We start from the raw sequence: 18,972 nt of genomic DNA, 5'->3' as shown, positions 1-18,972 counted from the left end.
GTCCGGTCCCTGTCGCAGAGTCTATGCACGGTCTCGTGCCAGGTTTGTCGATGACATCAGGAGGCTGATCGTGGCTTCACCCGACTATCAAGCTGCGCAACACATCATGGAGCAGCAGGGTTTCAACCCGTCGGCCTGGAACAACGTGGTGATGGTGGCGTCGGCGATCGCACGTGGCATCGAGGTTTTCGGCAAGCCAGACAGAAAGAGCATCTACCTGCGCCACGGCGCCACGGAGCATCGGTGGTACGCAGGTAATTCAGGGTTGAACTCCAGCCTGGCGCGACGGTGCGTGTCGCAGAAGGACGTCCTCAGTCGGCTCTTGCGCAACGCAGGGGTCGGATGTCCGGAGAACTGTGTCTTTGATGTCGGAGACGCTGACCGGGCATGGGCTTGGGCCCGGTCGATCGCGCCGGTGGTGATCAAGCCTGTGGACGCCCGCCAGGGAAATGATGTCCACATGGGTGTCAGAGATGCGGGGCCCTTGCTCAGGTGTTCCGGGATCTGGCCGCCCGGCACCAGAGCGTCCTGGTGGAGAAGCAGGTCTCCGGGCGGGACCACCGAGTTTTCGTCGTCGATGGTGACGTCATCGCCATCACCTGCCGTCGACCGGCCAACGTGCAGGGTGACGGCGTCTCAACGATCGCTGAACTCGTGGAGCGGAAGAACGCCGATCGGAGCATCGCCCATAAGAAGATTTCGTTGGATGGAGTCGCCCGCGGATTCCTGGTCTCCCAGGGTCGCACCCTGGACAGCGTTCCGGCATCAGGAGAGGACGTGCAGATCCGCGAATCAGCCAACTTGGCCACTGGCGGCGATGCCGTCGATGTCACGGATGAGCTGAAGGGACAGGTCCGGGAGCTCGTGTCCCGCAGTGTGCAGGCTGTGCCAGGGTTGAGATGCGCTGGGTTCGACGTGGCTGTCGAGCGGCACAGCGGCGAGATGAACGTCATCGAGATCAACGCGAGTCCGCAGATCCAGGGACACCACTTTCCCTGGGCCGGAACGCCGCGAGATGCGGCCGGCGCTGTTCTGGACGTCATGTTTCCCGAGACGAGGGTGGAAGTCGGGCCCCGCTGACGAGGAGTTGTGGTGGTCCGATAGTCTCGATGCTGTGGACATCGATGCCTTCGTCGCCGTGCATCAGTCGGAGTGGGACCGCCTGGCGGTGCTCTCCGACCGCCGCCGCCTGAGTGCGGGGGAGGCTGATGAGCTGCTGCGGCTCTATGAGCGCACCTCCACGCATCTGTCCATGGTCCAGGCTGTGGAGCCCGGCGGCTCGCTCGCAGCGGGCCTCTCCGCCCGGCTGGGCCGGGCCCGCACCCAGCTGACAGGCTCCGGAGGCAACGTCTTCGAAGGTATCGCCTACTTCTTCGCGCAATCGCTGCCGGCGGCGTTCTATCGGATCCGCTGGCTGACCCTGATCCTGGGCGCGGCGTTCATCGCCGTGGCGGTCGGCTACGGGGTCTGGACCTCTCACCATCCGCAGCTTGATCTGCTCATGCCGGAGGCTGAGCGCCAGGAGCTCGCGGAGTCCCTGTTTGTGGAGTACTACTCCGAGCACCCGAACTCCTCGTTCGCGGCTCAGGTGTGGACGAACAACGCGTGGATCGCTGCCCAGGAGGTGGCCTTCGGAGTGTCTGGGGTCTGGGTGCCGTTCATCCTGTTTGTCAATGCCCAGAGCATAGGCATCGCTGCAGGGATCATGGCTGAGCAGGGTGCGGCCGACGTCTTCTGGCTGAACATCCTGCCGCACGGGCTGATGGAAATCACGGCGATCTTCATCGCCGGGGCTGCCGGGCTGAGGATCTTCTGGGCCTGGGTGGCGCCGGGACAGCAGCGGCGCTTGACCTCCTTGGCCTATGAGGGGCGGCGGCTGATCACTGTGGCCGTCGGGCTGGTGATCGTGCTGCTGGTCTCCGGGATCGTGGAGGGCTTCGTGACGCCCAGTGGGCTGCCCCCGTGGTTGAAGATCCTCATCGGCGCGGTCGTGCTGGCCGCCTACTGGGTGTACACCCTGGTGCTGGGCGGGCGCGCCCACCGTGCAGGTGTCACCGGCGATCTGGGCCGGTACGACGCCGGCGCCCACGAGTTAACGGCCTGACAGGGCTATACCGGCCCGGTAGGCCCGGTGTTCCGACACTCTGCGGCAGGTCTCCATGGAATTGTCTCGGGGAGACCGTACTCTCGAGAGTGGAAAGCACTGCGTGGAGAGGCGAACATGAGCGCGAATTCGAAGCGGTCCGAGAACGAGGAGACCGCCAGGGCCAGCAATGACTTCGAGTCGGGGCTCAACTACGGTGAGTTCGCTGAGGACGAGCCGGACTTCCCGGAGGATCACCTGGAGGCCGAGGAGGCCTCGGCACAGGAGACCTCCGGTGAGGCCCCTCAGGATCAGGGCGGCGTGGCGCCGCCCGTGACCCCTGACCCGGCAGACGGGGACGCCACCACAGCGGTGCCGCGCCCCTCCCAGGACGAGACCCGCCCGCTTGGCGACATCGCCGCAGTGGGGACGGCGGCGCCCGCCGGCGCCGCAGCCACGGGCGACGACGCCGCTGCGGACACCACCGCCAGCACCGCAGCTGGCACCACCTCCGACACGACCGCGCTGCCGAAGACGACGGCGGCCTCCCCGGTGGCGGGTTCCCCTGCCGCTGCTGACTCCCCGGAGACGATCTCTGCGGCGAGCTCCCCGAAGGAGACCTCCCCAGCGGCAGCCTCGGCTGCTCCTGCCGTCCAGGAGGAAGAACCTTACCGACCTTACGAACCAGCCGCCGTGGCGGGCCCTGTCTCTCGCACCGACTCCGGTGAGGCCATCACCGATGCCGACCTCGATGAGGAGGTCTCTCGGGACAAGCGCGGAGTCTCCCGCTTCCTGCAGGTCCTCATCGCGATCTTCGTGCCGTTGCTGGTCACCGTGGCGGCGATCCGCCTGGTGGCCTCTCCGGCGTTCCTCTGGGTCGCCTACAACAGGCCGGGCTTCCCGGAGGACACCTTCGGCTTCGACCTCGCCGACCGGCTGCTCTACGGCTCCTACGGCATGGACTACCTCTTCAACGCTGCGGGCTCCCGCTACCTGGCGGAGCTGGCCCCCGGTGGGGAAGCGCTGTTCACCGACGCAGAGGTCAGCCACATGACCGATGTCAAGGTGGTCATGCTGGCAGCCATGGGCGGTGGGCTGGTCCTGCTGCTGCTCGTCCTCATCTTCGCTCTGCTGCTGCGGCGTTGGCGTCCGGGGGGAGTGGCCCGCGGCTTCTTCGCCGGCGCCTGGGTGACCCTGGGGCTGATCGCCGCGGCCGCCGTCGTCGCGATTCTGAGCTGGCAGCAGTTCTTCGAAGCCTTCCACCGCGTCTTCTTCGCCGACGGAACGTGGACGTTCAGCCCGGAGTCCACGCTGATCCGTCTCTACCCGGAGCAGTTCTGGATGGATGCGGGCATCGCCGTGGTCGGGCTGGTCGCGATCCTGGCGATCCTCACGCTGATCATCACCTGGCCCACCAAGCGCCGCCGGGCCCGTCGCCAGGCTCGCCTCGAAGAGGTCTACGCGGTGCGCCGCAAGAAGCTGGTGGCCGAGCTGACCAAGGACGCTGAATACTCCAACGCGCCGACCGTCCGCAGTTGAACGCTCACTCCACTGCACGAACGCCTTGGGTCCCACTGGAACATCCGGTGGGACCCAAGGCGTTCCCGTACTCTCTAGTATTCTGGTGAAGGCGTGTCGCGCGCCCGCAGCACCCTGAACCGAGCGGACCGATGTCGAAAGCGAGCACCGCATGCTGAGAACCGTCATGGGCGGCAAAATCCATCGAGCCACGGTGACTCAGGCTGACCTCCACTACGTCGGTTCCATCACTGTCGACCAGGATCTCCTCGATGCGGCGGGCATCCTCGAGGGCGAGCAGGTGCACGTCGTCGACGTCACCAACGGCGCCCGCTTGGAGACCTACACGATCGCCGGGGAGCGCGGCTCTGGGGTGATCGGCATCAACGGCGCCGCCGCACACCTCGTGGCCCCTGGAGACCTGGTGATCATCCTCTCCTACCAGATGGGCACCGACTCCGAGATCGCCGAGCACAAGCCCAAGGTGGTCCACCTCGACGCCGAGAACAGCATCGTCACGCTGGGCGACGACGCCGCCGAGGCCGCGCCGGGGGCGGAGGGTCAGGTCTCTGGGCGCACATCTCAGGCGGCGGAGCCCACCGGGTCATTGTCAGGGAGGCTGGCCAGTCTGGAGGCTGAGCACGAGCGCACGCGCGGGCTGATCCAGGAGCTGGCCGAGCAGCACATGGCTGAGCTGAAGGCCCAGGGCAAGCGGACCCGCGTTGACCTCAAGACGATCGTGCGCCGACACTCCGGACGCGGAGCAGCCAGCACGGCGGAGCTCCGTGAAGCCCTCGCTCTGATCACCGAGGAGCTTCACCAGGTCCGTGGGGAGTCCGAGGCGTCCTTCGACGCCTTGCAAGGCAACCTCCGCGAAGCGCGTCGACTGCAGGACATGGCCCTCGATCAGGTCCGTCGCGGCAGGTACCACGACGCCTTCTCCTCGATTCCCTGTGTCACGATGACCTGGGAGGACCCCGACGGTGTCCGGGACGGTGCCCGCTGACCATGGAGACTCGCGCCGAGTACGACGTCGTCCAGATCTCAGACTTCCGGCTCCCCGGCGGGACGACCAGCAGCATCGCCGAGGAAGTGCGGGCCCAGTCCCAAGCTGGTCTCTCCACGGCTGTGATGCATGCCGCCGGGTCCGTGACGGGATACCCGATCCCGTGGAGCACCCACATCCGGAGGATCCTAGACCTGCCCGGAGTCCACGTGGCCACGCCGCGGGACCGCCTCCACGCGAAGGTGCTGGTCATCCGGCACCCCACTGTCATCTGGTCCACGCCGTCCACCTTCGACCACGTCACCGCGGATGAGGTGGTCGTGGTCGTCAACCACGCTGCGATCGACGGCGGCGGCACTCAGCACTACGATGTGGAGGCCACAGACCGTCGGGTCCGGTCCCTGTTCTGCAGGGACCCGATCTGGGCTCCCATCGGCCCGGTCGTCCGGGGCACTGTCCTGCAGCAGACACAGGCAGTCCCACTGCTTGAGACGGACTGGGTCAACATCTTCCAGATGCCTGCCGGGTCGACGACTCGTGAGGGCTTCGTCAGCTCGAAGCCGGTGATCGGGCGACACTCTCGGCCACAGCCGGGCAAATGGCCCGACACGAAGGAAGACATCCTCGCGGCCTACCCGAACTCGGAAGGCTATGACGTCCAGATCCTGGGCGGAGCCAAGATCGCCCGGCGGAAGATCGGGTGGATCCCGGGGCGCTGGACCGTGATCCCTTTCGGGGGCGAGGAACCCTTCAACTTCCTGCGGCGTATCGACTTCTGGGTCTACATGCATCATCCAGACCTCAGGGAGGCGTTCGGGCGTGCCGCGATGGAGGCACTCGCGGCGGGGTGCGTGGCGATCCTGCCTCCTTACATGAAGGAGCTCTTCGGCGACGCAGCGTTGTATGCGGAGCCTTCCGAGGTCCTGAAGCTCGTGGACGATCACTGGCGGTCTCCGGAGAAGTACCTGAAGCAGTCACGCCGCGCTCAGGAGTTCGCCCGAGGTTTCAGCCCCGACATGCACCTTCGTCGCCTCCACAAGCTGGGAGTCGAACTCCCGGCGGCACCCGCCGCTGAGCCCCGAGATCTGTCGCGTCGGCCGTGTGCTGCGGTGCCGACCGTCGTCCTGTGCCTCTCCACCGCTGATCTGAAGCTCTCGCGAGGGATCGCGCAGCATCTGCGCCGATCCGGAGCCCCTGTGGTGGTGGCCATGTTCAGCGATCACCCCGCAGAAGTCGCTCTGGACGAGGGGGAGATCCACGTTCCCAGTGCGGCGTCCTTCAACATTCCCGAGGAGGCCGGCGATGCCGCACGACGGCGGTACGTCGTCCGTCGCCTGGGGCTGCTGCTTGGCAGCGCCGAGGCCAGACGTGTCGTCACCGTGTCCGGCGAAGTTCCGGAGCCGGTCATGGAGGCTCTCGAGGGCCGGGCGATAGAACACCATTGGGTGCGGCCCGACGACGGTGCGCCGCTGGACGTCCAGCTCGCCGTGCGGATGAGCGGAGTGAGCGCCGTGGACGCAGAGACCACCCAGGAAGATGTCGCTGTGAAGATTCTTGAGGAGAGCGCACTGTGGGCATGACCAGCACGATCATCGGCCGGACGACGGGTCCTTGGACACAGACGCTCGAGCAGTGGACGCGATCACGGTACGGGGACGCCCCGGTGGCTGTGCGAGGCACGATGCCCTTCGCCCCGCGCGAGGCTCCCAAGCCTCGGGCGTTCCAGCGGATCCCAGTGGTGATGATCGTGCTCACGCGCCGATCAAGGCACCTCCACGCAGGGCTGTGCCAGGCGGTGGAACTCATCCGTGAAGCCACCTACGGGTTCCGCGCCGTTGTCTTCACCGATGACGCCGCCTCTCCGGCGTTCGGCCAAGTGGACTGGGTCGTGGAGCATTGCTTGGCCGAGGATTCGCTGCATCGTCTGCAACCTGGGAAGAACTGGCTGGAGACGGTGGGGGAACATCTGACCTGGGCCCAGCGGGAGTACGGCGCGTCTCTGGTCCTGGCACCGGAGGACGAGGAGTCCTGCCTGGACGCTGTACGGCGGATCGCCGTGACCTTTCGCGCACCCGCGAAGATCGTCGAGACTGCGGTCCAGCGAGCGCAGGAGCTCGTCACCCGGGTCGAAGGAGTCCGACAGGGACTGCGTGGTTGGTGGGGGGACCTGCCCGCCGGCCGGACGGCCGTCGAGTTCGCATGGGGCGGTGCACAGCTGTCCTGTGTGGTCCACCACGCGCAGAGGGCCTCGGCCCAGCCATCCGGGGCGGTGATCGAAGTGACCGAGGGTGAGGTGTCCTGGGCTCTGACCGAGGCGCAGACGGCGGAGTGGAGCACAGCACAGATCATCGGTCCTTCCTCGGGCAGGACGTCGGGAGCCGGGCCTTTGGCGATCGCGCGAGCCGCCGGGGAAGGACTCGCCGATGGTGGTCCGGTCGTGCAGTGCGTGGCGGATAGCGCGGCCCTTGACGCTGACTGGAGGGGAATCGATGCCCGGTTGATCGGAGCTTCCGGCGCTGGGCGGCTCGTGACACGCGTCGGCGCGGTGGTGGAGTTCCCCCGCGAGCAGGCGGCGGAGGTCCTGAGGGCTCTGCGGCGGGCTCATCTCTGACGGTGCTCGCTGCTGAGCGCCACAGGACCTGGGCGAGCAGATCTCAGATGACGCCGCGCTTGAGGTAGTAGCTGCGCACCCGCTCATCGGCCAGCAGGGGACCGTGTACCTGGAGCACGTTCATCCCGGAGTTGATGTTGCCTTCCAGGATGACCGGACCGGACGGGCTGATGATGATGTCCCAGCCGATGTACTCCATGAAGCTCAGCCGACGGGATGCGTCCATCACGAGCTCCTTGGTCTCCTCCCAGAAGGGGACGGTGCTTCCCTCGAGGGGGGCGCCGGAGTCCGGGTGCTCGCTGAACCACGCCGGACGTCGTCCATCGGGCAGCTGACCTGCCCGGCTGAGCCGGCCGGTTTCGATGTCGACCTTGGCGCTGAGCCCGCCCTGCGTCCAATTGTCCACATGGCCGGACCGGGCTGTGCCGATCCGCTGAACGGCCACAGCGATGAACGGGTCTTTCGCCTGGTCCACATCGGGCATGGTGAGGATTCTCAGCGTGTTGGTCGCCTCAGGATTCAGCGCGGCCTGATCCTCATGCTGTTCGATGCCGCGTTCGAAGATCATGGGTCGTTTCTGGTCCTGGATCCACTGACGGATCTCGGCTGCAGTGGTGGATTCCCCGTTCATCCGGAAACCCGATGATGTCCGGGTGATGGCTCGCACACGGCGGCCTTCCGCACCGCGGAGCGGCTTGACGAAGACCTTCTGGTCCACCTCAATGTGGCTCTGGAGGAAGACCTGGAGCGGCACCCGGCGATCATGGGGGAACAGATTGACGCCGCCGCGGACATAGAGCCCCAGCAGTGGTACGACGTCGGTCTTGAGCCCGAGATGGTGCATCAGGAGGAAGAAGGCGAACTTGTTGTCCAGCAGTTCCTGAAGGGTCGGGTGGACCATGCGCTTGGTGCGTGTGTATCGCTGGACGTCGTTGACATAGAGGGACGGGTCGTTCTTGTCGAGTTCGTAGACCGTGACCGAACGGGAGAGGAACCCGCGACGCCACCACAGCGGACGCCGGTGGGTCAAAGGCGCCTCCCAGCGAAACTCCTTGCGCAGGAACTTCCGGTAGTCCTCCCAGGTGCGCTGCTTCTTCCGGACCGTGGACCTGATCCGTCGTCGTGTCTCGTCTGCGTCCTGCACAAGGGTGGCCAACTGGGTGCGGATCATAGCGGGGCTCACGAGGAAGCGGCGGTTCTGCGGAGTGGGCTCGTCCTGGCCGGAATGGTCCATGGGTGGTTTTTGCCTCACATCAGGGTGCTCGGGTCCGGAAGCGCCGACGCAGATGCATAGTGCCCCGGCGCGGCCGGGGGCGCGTCAGCGCGCTATGATCGTAGCAGTGCCAGTCCAGGAACCTTTCGCCCAGACAGTCCACGCGACGTCGTCCGCGGTCGCTCCTGTCTTCGTCCGCGTAGGACGGCCCCCGACAGCTCCGGCTGGGGATGACGAGGGCGTTCCCTTCGCCTCCGACAGGCTTGACGCACTGCTGGGCCCCTCCGGATCGTCATTGACCCCGGATTGGACCGCGTGGGCCGAGATCCTGGCCTTCGGCGCGCCTCTGGCGGGCCGGACACCGTTCCAAGAGATCCGTCGTCTGCAGCCCGGAGAGTCTGCCGTGCGCGAGCAGGACGAGGCGGTGATCCGACGTGGCACGTGGGAATGGACAGAGATCGAGCCGGAGGGCGGCCTGGATCCTCGGACCCTGACCGACGAGATCCTCGAGATCCTCCGTACGCAGCTGCGGCAGGCGGGTGACGCGGGCCCTTTGAGCCCCATGCTGTCTGGTGGACGAGACTCCCGCCTGCTCACGGCGTTGGCCCAGCAGGTGCGGCCGGACGGCCTCACGGCGTGGACCACGTCCTCCGACACGGGCACCTCGATGGAGGAGCTGGTCGCTGCCCGGACGGCCCAGATCCTGGGGGTCGATCACCGGATCGTGCCCGCCGCAGTGGAGGACTTCCCCTGCGATGCCCGAGACTATGCCCGCACTGTGCACCACATGGCGTCCTTCCACATGTGGCTGATGCCGGTCTCCCGGGCGATCGCGCAGAGCGCCACACGGGCCGGGGCAGGGGTCGTGCTCGATGGCCTCGGCGGCGGGGTGTTCCTCGGCGGGGGCTTCCCCGATGAACCGGCAGTCATCGGAGTAGGCGTGCGAGCCGCTTCGACGCAGGCCGTGGTGGCTTCCCGGTTCGCGCGCCTGGGGCGATATCTCGACGCGACCGAGGACATCCTCGCACCCGGCGTCGGAGAGGACCTCAGGGAGCGTGCCCGCAGCGACTTCGAGAGCGTCGCGCGTCCGCTGGCCCACCATCCCAACGGAGCGACGCTGACCGCGTACCTGACCCGGACTCTCCCCGGAATCAGCCTGGCGCCGGTGAAAGTCCTGGGTTCTGGTGCTCCCACCCGGACTCCCATCATGGCCGAAGAGGTCGTGTCGCAGGCCCTACGGGTCCCTGCGGAGGCGAAGCAGGAGGGTCTCTGGTACCCGCACCTGCTTGAACGGGCCGATTCCCGCCTTGTCGGACTGGCGACGGCCGCCGACCGCACCGGACGCCGCCAGCATATCCGGCGGATCTCGAGCCTGGAGTCGGCGGCATGGCTGCGGGAGCTCATCTTGGGCAGTCCAGCGGGAGAGCTCCTTTCGGCGTCGATGCGGGTCGCCACTGCTCAGGGATGGGCGGAGGAGCTGTCCCGGACCAAGCCCCAGCATCTGTTGCGCGGCCTGGCGTTGCTCGCCCTGTGGTTGGAGGAATACGGGCCCCGTCTGACCTGTGCTGAACCTGAGATCACGCCTCGAAGCTCCGTGAATCGGAAGGCCCGCCATGAATGAGCTCTCAGCCCCACCTGCGCCGTACCCGTACTTGCGAGCCGCCCACCTCGGGACAGATCCGTTGCCGGAGCGGGTGGGCGCCGCCGTCGATCTCTCCGGTCTCACAGAGGATCACCTGGAGAAGGAACGTCACCGGGGTCTGGATCTAGTGGCATTGGGAGCCTCGCTGGAGCGGGCCGATGGCGCGGACGGTCTCGCCGCCGAGGTTCTGGAGCTGCTCATGGTCTGCGAGGCTGACGGGATCCCCACGGTGCTCCGCGTCGCGTCGTCGCAGGACCTGGAGGGGCAGCTGGCGGCCGTCGTCTCCCATGTTGTCACCACTCGGCCTGATCTCCACGACCTGGTGCGGCGGAGGTTCGGCGCCGGGCGTGCGCTGCTTCTGGAGCCGACGGTCGACCCCAGGGGAACGCTGCTGGAGGAGCTGGGGGAGCCTGAGGGGCTCGCTGGAGAGCGGATCGCTGACCGGCGGTCCAGGATCGCCACGCGGGGCCCTGCGGCTCAGGCCTCGCGCCTGCTGGACTTCCTAGGGCTTCCCGTCCAGGCGGAGCCGCTCGTCACCGCCCTGATCGTCTCGCGCCGTGCGGAGAATCTGGGGCACACCCTGGCGAACCTGACACATCAGATGCACCCGCGGATCGAGCCGCTGCTCGTCATCGATCCGCTGTTCGAGGACCGGGCCCGCGAGGAGACGGCCGACTGGGAGGTGTCGGTGCGGATTGTGACGGCCCCGCCGCGCAGCACATTGGCTGACCGCCTGAACATCGGGATCGACCAGGCGGCAGGGGGCTATGTCACGGTGATCGAGGAGACCGCCCATTACGGCCCCTGGCACGTCACGGATCTGCTGCAGGCCGTGCAGCACTCTGGCGCAGACATGGTGGGCAGGGCGAGCTGGCACGTGAAAGCGGACGATGGTGCCGTACGCGTCAAGTCGCCCAAGCTCCAGCGGACCTTCGATGTGACGCCGGCGTTGGGCACGATCATGCTTGCCACGGAGACTGCTCGACGCATCGGCTTGACCCGGCGAGCTGCGTCCGCGGGCCCGGCATTCACCCAGAGTGTGCTGAGCGCCGGTGGTAGGATCTTCTCGATCCACGCTCATGACATGCTGGTGCTGCGGCGCGGACAGTCCCTCGGGGATCTGAGCGAGGACGACCTCCGGTCGGCCTTGTTCCCACTCCCGGCGCAACCCTGAATGAAAGCCTGACGAGTTACCTCGTATGACCACATCACTTCGTGAAGAACCGCTGTCGACCCGAACGACCGGTCCTGTTCTCCGGCCCGGTGCCGTGGAGATCACCAGGGCTCGGGCCTTCTCCTACAAGGTCCCGGGGCAGCAGAAGGTGACGACGAACCATGTTGTGACGGTGACCGCCACAGATGGTGCCGGGATCACCGTGGAGGGCGTGGGCGAGGGGCAGCCACGGGCCGCACTGACAGGAGACTCCGCCGAGGAGTCCTGGGCGTTCTTGGAGGCCATGCTCGATCGTCTCCATGGCAGGTCACTGCAGGTCGGCTCGCCGGCTCAGGCCCTGGAGCAGGTCCGAAGCATCATGGATGAGTTCTTCGACCTGGCGGCGGAGATGGCCCACGATCCTGGTCTGAAGCGGCCCTTCCGGGGCACACTCCTGGGCGTGGAGGTGGCGCTGCTCGATTTCTTCGCCTGTGCTGCGGGGATCTCCCTGCATGAGCTTCTGGGCGACGTGCGGGAGTCGGCTCCAGTGTTCCCGTCCCTGGTGAAGGTGCGTCCTTCGGTGAAGGAGCTGCGCCGCAGCCTTCGTCAGCAGGCAGGCCGTCACGAGCGCCTCCGGGTGAAGGCCGCTCGGACGGTGGGGAAGACGCTGGACCGCCTCGAGATCCTGGCCACGGTGAGTCGTTCACGGGCTGTGGGGCAGGACGAGTTGCCGCTGTGGGTCGAATGCGGCGGGCAGCTGGAGCGCGAGCGTGCCACGACGCTCGTGGAGGAGGTCACGCGGAGCATGGTGCGTGGCCATCTGCCCGCTGAGGTGATCCTGGAGCAGCCTGTCCCGGCGAGGTTCGGCGACCACCTTCCTCTGCTGCAACGCCGCGCCGATGAGATCGTCGACGCCGCTGGCGGAGGCCCCTTGAAGCTGACGGTGCTGGGAGATGAGTCCATCTGGGATCAGCACAGCCTGGGGCGTCTCCGGAAGCTCGGGGGCTTGCGTGGCGTGACGGTCCGTCCGGCGCAGTCCGGCGGGCTGCTCCCCGCCATCGACCTCGCGCAGGCGGCGCTGCGCCAGTCGGAGGACGCGGTGGTGATGCTCTCCAGGATGGATGGGGCAGGCTGGATCACGAAGTCCGCGATCCAGCATCTTGCGCTGGCTCTTCCCGTGGTCCATGGGGTCCAGACCACTGCCTTCCGCCACTCGGACCTGCCGTTCGCCCGGTGGCGGGACCACTGGCTCCAGTTCGAGGAGCTTGAAGGGGAAGAGGAGCTGGAGACTCAGGAGGGCCTCCGATGGACGGACGACGACGAATCCGCCACGGAGAACGGCCTCGCCTGGGCCGCAGACGAGGATGACGAAGTCGAGGACAGCTCTGAGGCCGAGGTGCTCGAGGAGGAGCCTGCGGCGGCGCCGGGCGCGCTCGACCTCAAGGATCAGCGGCTGCAGATGGCCCCTGTGCGCCCAGCCGCGGACTGCCCTGAGGTGCAGATCGTCCAGACCACGGCACCCCGAAAGCTCCCCGGACATGGGATTGGGATCGACTATGGTCCGTTGGTCAGCGAAGTACGCCGTTTCGCGCAGGCGCCGCCTTTCCCCGAGCCCCGGAATGAAGGGCGCCTGCCTGCCAGATATGAGCATGTGGAGGACGTCCGTCCTCTCGGTCCGAACGGCACCAAAGGGTACCTGTTGGAGAAGCGGGCGCTCGCTCGCGGCCTCTCGACCACGCGGTACTCGAAGAGCGCTTTCGTGGCCTTCGACGGTGACCATCCGCCGGTGAACTTCAAGTGGAGTCGCAGCCCGATCTCCAGTGCGGTGGCACTCTCCGTCTGCACGCACAAGGAGGCGACCCGGCTCATGCTCGAGGACGCCGGTGTCCCGACCCCCCAGGGGCGGACTTTTCGCAACGGCGACTTCGACAGTGCCCGAGCCTTTGTGGAGGTCATCGGTTTCCCCGTCGTGGTCAAACCGAGCATGGGCATCCGAGGCATCGGTGTCATCGCCGGCATCGAGACTCCCGGGCAGCTTGAGGACGCCTTCTCCTTCATGGCCGACAGCAGATTCGGGGGCCAGGACTTCATCGTGGAGAAGCACATCCACGGCCGCGACCACCGAATCCTGGTGGTCGGCGGAGAGGTGGTGGCGGCCATTCAGAGGAAGCCGGCGTCCGTCGTCGGAGATGGGCGCAGCAGCATCGCCGAGCTGCTGATCCACCGCAATGTCGCACGCCGCAGCAATCCTCACCTGTGGACTCGTCCGGCCAAGATCGACAGGTCCATGGAGCTCCAGCTGGCGAAGCTCGGCCTTCCCCTCGCCTCAGTGCTGCCAGAGGGCCGTGAAGTGATTCTGTCGAACACGGCGAACATCTCCCAGGGCGCCGACTCCATCGACGTCTTCGACACTCTCCACCCCAGCATCGTGGAGGCCTGTGAGAGGGCCGTCGCGGCAGTCCCGGGCATGCAGTACTGCGGGGTCGACTTTCTGCTGGAGGACCCCTCGAGGTCCCTGCCGGAGCAGGATGCGGCGATCATCGAGCTGAATGCCCACGCTGCGATTGGCAACTGCGAATACCCGATGTTCGGCACGGGACGGCCAGTGGCCCAGCGGCTGATGGACCTGACGATCGAACAGAAGGGGTTGCGCGTCTCGGAGCCCCAGGACCAGCTGGCCGTCCACTTGACGGTGCGGGGGCGCGTGACGAATGTGGGTTTTCGGAAGTGGATGCATCGGCTGGCTGAGCGGGCGAAGGTGCAGGGTTGGGTCCGCAATCTCGACAGCCGCACGCTTGAGGCAGTCCTCAGCGGTCCTACTGAGCGGGTCACGCCATTGGTCGCCTCGTGCATCGTGGGACCGGCACGCGCCATACCGACGTCATACAATGCCACGGTGATCCCCACCCGGGACGCGACGACGACGGGGACGGGGTTCGAGATTCGACCTCGACCGAGCGCCGAGGAGCTCTCCGCCCAGGAGCGAGAGGAGATGTCGGCTCTGGCCCGTGCCGATGACGACGATTCCCCAGGTGATCTCCGGGGCGACCGAGAGAACGAGGAGACCGAATGAGTCATACGGCCGCCCATGACCAGCGCACGGGTGTCGTGCCGGGCGGTAGCGTGACGCGCGGGATGCGCGACGGCGTCGAGGTCCACAAGGCTGCGCTGACCTGTGGCCTGAGCACCCGGCTGTTTCCCCGTCAGGTCCTGCAGGTCCTTGCCCCGGGAGACGGGGGGAGAGCGGCTTTCACCCACGGAATCCCGCAGACCTCCAGTCTGTCCGGAGTGACCTTCACCCAGGACCTGCGGATGCGTCGTGGCCTGCTGGGACGGGCAGGCGTGCGGCAGCCCCGCGGCGCGACCTTCTCTGTGGGGCGCAGTCGAGGCGCCGCGGCCCGCTATGCGGCCACCATCGGTTATCCAGTGGTGGTGAAGCCTGCTTTGGGTGACAGTACGATCGACGTCACTCGGGGCATCCACGATCGGCTCCAGTTCGAGGCTGCTGTAGACAGCCTGCTCACCCCTCCGGAGAAGCGTCCCGGCAGCACGCAGGCGGCCTACGGGATCACCGAGCTGCGGAAGCCCGGCCACAGGAACGGCCAGATGACCGTGCCTCCTGGATATCGCTTCCTCGTGGAGGAGGAGGTCCGCGGCGACTATCTGAGGGTCTTGGTACTCGACGGGGAGGTCCTGGACGTCCTGTACTGCCCGGGCGGCCCTTGGAGCGGGCGAGCAGAGGTTGTCGCCCAGGATCGCCGACCGGCTTCCCTGGCGCAGGCGGTGGCCGCTGCGGTCGCTGCATTGCCCGGGCTGGCGGTGTTGAGCGTCGATGTTGTCGTGCCTGAGTCGCCGAAGGCGGCGCCTGTCGTCGTGGACGTCTCGGAGCGTCCCTGGCTGGAGGTCCAGCACCGTCAGGAACCGGAGCGTGCTGCCCTTCTTGCGAGAGAGGTGCTCAGAGCGGCCCTTCCTGGCTGGGAGCTCGGCCTGCCGGATCTCGGTCGCAGGGAGTTCCACGTGGCCTTCGACGGTGTGGTGGCGCCAGAGGATTTCGCCGCCGCGTTGAATGAGGACGCACGCGCCCAAGGGGCCAGGACTGGGTACACCGTGACCGACATCGCCCGAGGACGGGTCGCCGGAACTGTGCAGGCCTCCGCCGCCGATGTCTCGGAGACGGTGGAGAAGGCCCTGGCCTCGGGGATAGCCGGGCAGACGGCGATGAAGGCCGAGGTCGAACCCCGCAGGGGAATGAGTCACGCGGCCTGAACTCTCTAGTATGGTTCGCTCCATGGACCGCTTCCCCACTGACCGGCTGCCGCGATTCGACGGCCCGCCTCAGACCTATGAGGACGCGGATACCGCAGAGGTGCTTCGCCAACATGTGGAAGAGCGGCGGAATCTGGGGAGCATCCTCAATGCCCGGGCTGCGGAGGCAGCGGGGGCCGCTGTGTCCTGGTTCGGCCGCAAGACTGCCGTGGCTGAACTCGACGGCAGGCAGGTCCTGCTCGGGGGCTACATCTGCGACCAGGCGTGGGTGGGCAGCAAGATCGCCGCCGACAAGTGGCTGACCAAGGAGTTTCTGAGGGGGGCTGGTGTCCCCGCCCCTGCGGCTCGTCGGTGCGCGTCCGTGGCCGAGGCGCTCGAGTTCGAGCGCGAGGTAGGCGGCGGCATCGTGGTGAAGCCGCTGGCGGGTATGGGTGGCAAGGGAGTCTCGGTGAACCTGCGTGGCAGGCACGAGGTCACAGAAGCCTTCGAGCGGGCGCTCCGCGTTGATGTCGGCGGCGGGGTGATCGCAGAGGAGCACATTGAAGGAGACCGTGAGTACCGTGTGCTCGCGACGCAGGACAGATGCATCTCCGTGGTGCAGCGGCTCCTTCCCCATGTGACCGGCGACGGAGTGAGCACCATCCGTGAACTGATCACCGCCAAGAACGCGCTGAGACGTCGGAACCCCGCTCTGATCAACCGCTACATCCCCCTCGATGCGGTCACCGAGCGGCATCTCGCGTGCCAAGGCCTCGCCCTGAACGCCGTGCTGGAGGCCGGGCGCCGCGAGGTCGTGCGGGACGTGGGGGGCCTGTCCAGCGGCGGTGAGCCGGCTGAGAGGCTCGACGACGTCGAGGACGCCGTCAAGGAAGCGGCCGTGGCCGCAGCCGCAGCTGTGCCGGGCCTGACCTGGAGCGGCAGCGACATCCTCGTCGAGAAGGGCACCGGCCGTCCTTGGGTCATCGAGATCAACTCCACCCCCGACCTTCTGGGCTCCACCTATCCGCTTTACGGCACGCCTCGGGATGTGGCTGAGCAGACGTGGAAGATCCGCCTGGCGGGAACCCGTCCGAAGCCCACAGGCCAGGCTGAGCTTCCGGCTTCGCGCCGGGCCGACTCTGATATGTCGCTGTATGTGGGCGACCGGAGTGGGGGTCACCGGACTACGCGCCTCTCGCGTCTGGTCAGCTCCATGCTCGAATCGTGGGGCTGGAGAATCCGGCCCTGTTCCCAGGACGTCCTCGCCGTCGAGGACCCGGAGGGCGGGGTCGCCTGGTTCACCAGGAACTTCTTGGGCGTCAGTGACACCATTGCTCCTCGGCAGCTCATCGGTCGGTCCGGGACCACGCGTCGGCTCCTGGGAGCCTCCGGGGTGCCGCGGGTGGCCGGACGCTTGGTCTACTCGCGCCAAGAGATCGAGGAGTTCATGTCGGCCCATCCGGGCGCGTGCGTCCTGGTTCCTCAGCTCAAGGAATGGGCGTCCTCGCATGCTGCCACGGTTCGCGACGTCGAAGAGCTTGACACGGCCCTGGACCCCGCACTGGGGCCATGGCTGATCCAGAGGTCACGCACGGCCGCGCATCGGATCACTGTGTTCACGACCCCGCGGCGGATCCTGTGGATGTGCGGGGCCGCGGACCTGGTCGAGCAGCTGTCTCCGGAGATGACCCGTCAGATCGCCGACATTGCAGCGCAGGCCTGCCGAGCTGTGCCCGAGCTGCGCTGGATAGCAGTGAATGTGAGCCTGGGACGAGGGCGGAGGGACCTGGAACATCCCCTGACAGCCTTGGTGGAAGGGCTGACCTTCAACCCTCGCCTCAGCCGTGACGCGGTCACGCTGGCCGGGTCCCTCGAGGACGTCACGGAGATGATCATCCGCGGCCGAGGCGCCACTCCGAAGACTGGATGACCTGGGTGCGAGGGGCGCCCCAACGCGTGGTCGCCCTCTCCCTGTGATGGCCCGAACCGAGGCGCTGCGGGTCGGCGCCGAATCTGCCGCCGAGACCTTCTTCGCGGACGGGTCGCGCGACGCGGGCCGTCTGCTCCTCGATCGCGCTGAGATCAGAGCGCTGCTGGGCTCCGTAGGAGCCCTCGCCAGTCCTGGCACCGTGACCCTGCTCTGCTGACACGGGACCTCCGATGTGCCCGGTCGCCGGTAACATGTATGACTGGAGCACCGCCGATCGACAGGAGACCACAGTGACCTTGGACAGTCGCGCCGAGCGTCCTGCTGTGATTGTGGGGCAGGGGTATGTGGGTCTTCCGTTGGCTCAGGCGGCTGTGGCGGTGGGGATTCCCACGGTGGGTTTTGATGTCTCGGAGTCGTTGGTGGATCAGCTCAACGCTGGTGTCTCGCATGTGGATGACCTCAGTGATGAGGATGTCGCGGTGATGCTCTCCCAGGGGTTCCGGGCCAGTGTGGATCCGGGGGATCTGGCGGGGGCTTCGGTGATTGTGATCTGTGTGCCGACTCCGCTCAGTGAGGAGGGTGGTCCGGATCTGCGGGCGGTGGAGGCTTCTGCGCGCACGATTGCTGAGCATCTGGTGCCGGGGACCACGGTGATTCTGGAGTCGACGACGTATCCGGGGACCACTGAGGATGTGGTGCTGCCGATTCTGGAGTCTTCAGGGCTGGTCCATGGTGAGGACTTTCTGTTGGCCTATTCGCCGGAGCGGGTGGATCCTGGGTCTACGAGGTATGGGATCACGAACACTCCGAAGCTGGTGGGTGGGCTTTCTGCGGAGGCCACGCGGGTGGCGTCGGGGTTCTATGGCCGGTTCGTCGAGGAGGTGGTGCCGGTCTCGGGCACCAAGGAGGCGGAGACGGCGAAGCTGCTGGAGAACACGTATCGGCATGTGAACATTGCGTTGGTCAATGAGATGGCGCGGTTTTGTCATGATCTGGACATTGATATCTGGGAGGTGATCCGGGGGGCTGGGACGAAGCCGTTCGGGTTCCAGAAGTTCACTCCTGGTCCTGGCGTGGGGGGTCATTGCATTCCGATCGATCCGAATTATTTGAGCTTTCAGGTGCGTAAGACTCTGGGGTATCAGTTCCGGTTCGTGGAGTTGGCTCAGGAGATCAACAACTCGATGCCGACGTATGTGGCTGCGCGGATCGGTGAGGCGCTCAATGAGGTGCGTAAGCCGCTCAATGGGTCGAAGGTGTTGTTGTTGGGGGTGACGTATAAGCCGGATATTGCGGATCAGCGGGAGTCTCCGGCGGTGCCGGTGGCGAAGGTGCTGCGGGAGAAGAAGGCGTTGGTGTCTTTTCATGATCCGTATGTGGAGACCTGGTTTGTGGGTGGTGGGTCGCTGCAGCGGGTTCCGGATCTGGATGAGGCTTTGGGGGAGGCGGATATCGTGGTGGTTCTGCAGCCGCATGCGGTCTATGACTTGGAAGCTATTGCTGCGTCTGCGGAGTTGCTCTTCGACACGCGTGGAGCGACCACTGCTGAGGGCATCGAGAGACTCTGAGGC

13 protein-coding genes and 1 pseudogene are annotated in these 18,972 nt (G+C 66.7%); 13 read left to right on the top strand and 1 reads right to left on the bottom strand.

The window, feature by feature from the left end:
* The first annotated feature begins 618 nt into the window (after positions 1 to 618).
* From HNR09_RS02170 to HNR09_RS02145, 6 genes and pseudogenes are all read left to right on the top strand, one after another.
* Positions 619 to 1,080, top strand: coding sequence for a hypothetical protein (locus tag HNR09_RS02170; RefSeq protein ID WP_179540558.1), 462 nt, complete (start codon positions 619 to 621; stop codon positions 1,078 to 1,080).
* A 34-nt stretch (positions 1,081 to 1,114) separates the two neighbouring features.
* Positions 1,115 to 2,104, top strand: a complete 990-nt coding sequence (locus tag HNR09_RS02165; protein WP_179540557.1) for a stage II sporulation protein M — start codon at positions 1,115 to 1,117, stop codon at positions 2,102 to 2,104.
* A gap of 117 nt (positions 2,105 to 2,221) precedes the next feature.
* Positions 2,222 to 3,622: a TIGR01906 family membrane protein gene (locus HNR09_RS02160; RefSeq protein ID WP_179540556.1), complete on the top strand. Its 1,401-nt coding sequence runs from the start codon at positions 2,222 to 2,224 to the stop codon at positions 3,620 to 3,622.
* 151 nt (positions 3,623 to 3,773) lie between these two features.
* Positions 3,774 to 4,178, top strand: a pseudogene (gene panD, locus HNR09_RS16045) (aspartate 1-decarboxylase); the annotation flags it as partial.
* A 431-nt stretch (positions 4,179 to 4,609) separates the two neighbouring features.
* Positions 4,610 to 6,187, top strand: a complete 1,578-nt coding sequence (locus HNR09_RS02150) for a glycosyltransferase (RefSeq protein WP_179540554.1) — start codon at positions 4,610 to 4,612, stop codon at positions 6,185 to 6,187.
* Positions 6,184 to 7,218: a hypothetical protein gene (locus HNR09_RS02145; RefSeq protein ID WP_179540553.1), complete on the top strand. Its 1,035-nt coding sequence runs from the start codon at positions 6,184 to 6,186 to the stop codon at positions 7,216 to 7,218. Before HNR09_RS02150 ends, HNR09_RS02145 begins: the two co-directional genes overlap by 4 nt.
* 43 nt (positions 7,219 to 7,261) lie before the next feature.
* Here HNR09_RS02145 and HNR09_RS02140 read toward each other — a convergent pair whose 3' ends face one another.
* Complete coding sequence (locus HNR09_RS02140) at positions 7,262 to 8,452, bottom strand: sugar-transfer associated ATP-grasp domain-containing protein (RefSeq protein ID WP_179540552.1); 1,191 nt, start codon at positions 8,450 to 8,452, stop codon at positions 7,262 to 7,264.
* A 106-nt stretch (positions 8,453 to 8,558) separates the two neighbouring features.
* On the opposite strand from HNR09_RS02140, the gene HNR09_RS02135 reads away from it, so the two are divergent.
* The 7 genes from HNR09_RS02135 to HNR09_RS02105 all read left to right on the top strand — a co-directional run bounded on the left by HNR09_RS02135 (position 8,559) and on the right by HNR09_RS02105 (position 18,969).
* Entirely contained in the window at positions 8,559 to 10,052 is a 1,494-nt protein-coding gene (locus HNR09_RS02135; RefSeq protein WP_179540551.1) for an asparagine synthase-related protein, read from the top strand.
* Positions 10,045 to 11,247, top strand: a complete 1,203-nt coding sequence (locus HNR09_RS02130; protein WP_179540550.1) for a glycosyltransferase family 2 protein — start codon at positions 10,045 to 10,047, stop codon at positions 11,245 to 11,247. Before HNR09_RS02135 ends, HNR09_RS02130 begins: the two co-directional genes overlap by 8 nt.
* 94 nt (positions 11,248 to 11,341) lie before the next feature.
* Positions 11,342 to 14,299, top strand: coding sequence for an acylphosphatase (locus tag HNR09_RS16445; RefSeq protein WP_179540549.1), 2,958 nt, complete (start codon positions 11,342 to 11,344; stop codon positions 14,297 to 14,299).
* On the top strand, positions 14,296 to 15,492 hold the full coding sequence (locus tag HNR09_RS02120) for an ATP-grasp domain-containing protein (RefSeq protein WP_179540548.1): 1,197 nt from the start codon (positions 14,296 to 14,298) through the stop codon (positions 15,490 to 15,492). The genes HNR09_RS16445 and HNR09_RS02120 overlap by 4 nt, the downstream gene beginning before the upstream one ends.
* Before the next feature lie 22 nt (positions 15,493 to 15,514).
* Positions 15,515 to 17,401: an ATP-grasp domain-containing protein gene (locus HNR09_RS02115; RefSeq protein ID WP_179540547.1), complete on the top strand. Its 1,887-nt coding sequence runs from the start codon at positions 15,515 to 15,517 to the stop codon at positions 17,399 to 17,401.
* A gap of 46 nt (positions 17,402 to 17,447) precedes the next feature.
* Positions 17,448 to 17,618 (top strand): hypothetical protein, encoded by a 171-nt coding sequence (locus HNR09_RS02110; RefSeq protein WP_179540546.1) that lies wholly within the window; start codon positions 17,448 to 17,450, stop codon positions 17,616 to 17,618.
* Positions 17,619 to 17,697: 79 nt separating this feature from the next.
* The gene (locus tag HNR09_RS02105; protein WP_246349036.1) at positions 17,698 to 18,969 is read left to right on the top strand and encodes a nucleotide sugar dehydrogenase; all 1,272 of its coding nucleotides are present in this window, start codon (positions 17,698 to 17,700) and stop codon (positions 18,967 to 18,969) included.
* The last annotated feature ends 3 nt before the right edge of the window (positions 18,970 to 18,972 follow it).

Origin of the sequence: Nesterenkonia xinjiangensis, assembly GCF_013410745.1 — a bacterium.
GTDB classification, from domain to species: domain Bacteria; phylum Actinomycetota; class Actinomycetes; order Actinomycetales; family Micrococcaceae; genus Nesterenkonia; species Nesterenkonia xinjiangensis.
Note: the sequence above shows the minus strand (reverse complement) of the source record. Positions and strands in the feature narration are given on the sequence as shown.

Excerpts from the sequence above, each read along its gene's own strand:
- HNR09_RS02160 (WP_179540556.1), top strand. The coding sequence starts at position 2,222 with ATGAGCGCGAATTCGAAGCGGTCCGAGAACGAGGAGACCGCCAGGGCC.
- HNR09_RS02150 (WP_179540554.1), top strand. The coding sequence starts at position 4,610 with ATGGAGACTCGCGCCGAGTACGACGTCGTCCAGATCTCAGACTTCCGG.
- HNR09_RS02145 (WP_179540553.1), top strand. The coding sequence starts at position 6,184 with ATGACCAGCACGATCATCGGCCGGACGACGGGTCCTTGGACACAGACG.
- HNR09_RS02140 (WP_179540552.1), bottom strand. The coding sequence starts at position 8,452 with ATGGACCATTCCGGCCAGGACGAGCCCACTCCGCAGAACCGCCGCTTC.
- HNR09_RS02130 (WP_179540550.1), top strand. The coding sequence starts at position 10,045 with ATGAATGAGCTCTCAGCCCCACCTGCGCCGTACCCGTACTTGCGAGCC.
- HNR09_RS02120 (WP_179540548.1), top strand. The coding sequence starts at position 14,296 with ATGAGTCATACGGCCGCCCATGACCAGCGCACGGGTGTCGTGCCGGGC.
- HNR09_RS02115 (WP_179540547.1), top strand. The coding sequence starts at position 15,515 with ATGGACCGCTTCCCCACTGACCGGCTGCCGCGATTCGACGGCCCGCCT.
- HNR09_RS02110 (WP_179540546.1), top strand. The coding sequence starts at position 17,448 with ATGGCCCGAACCGAGGCGCTGCGGGTCGGCGCCGAATCTGCCGCCGAG.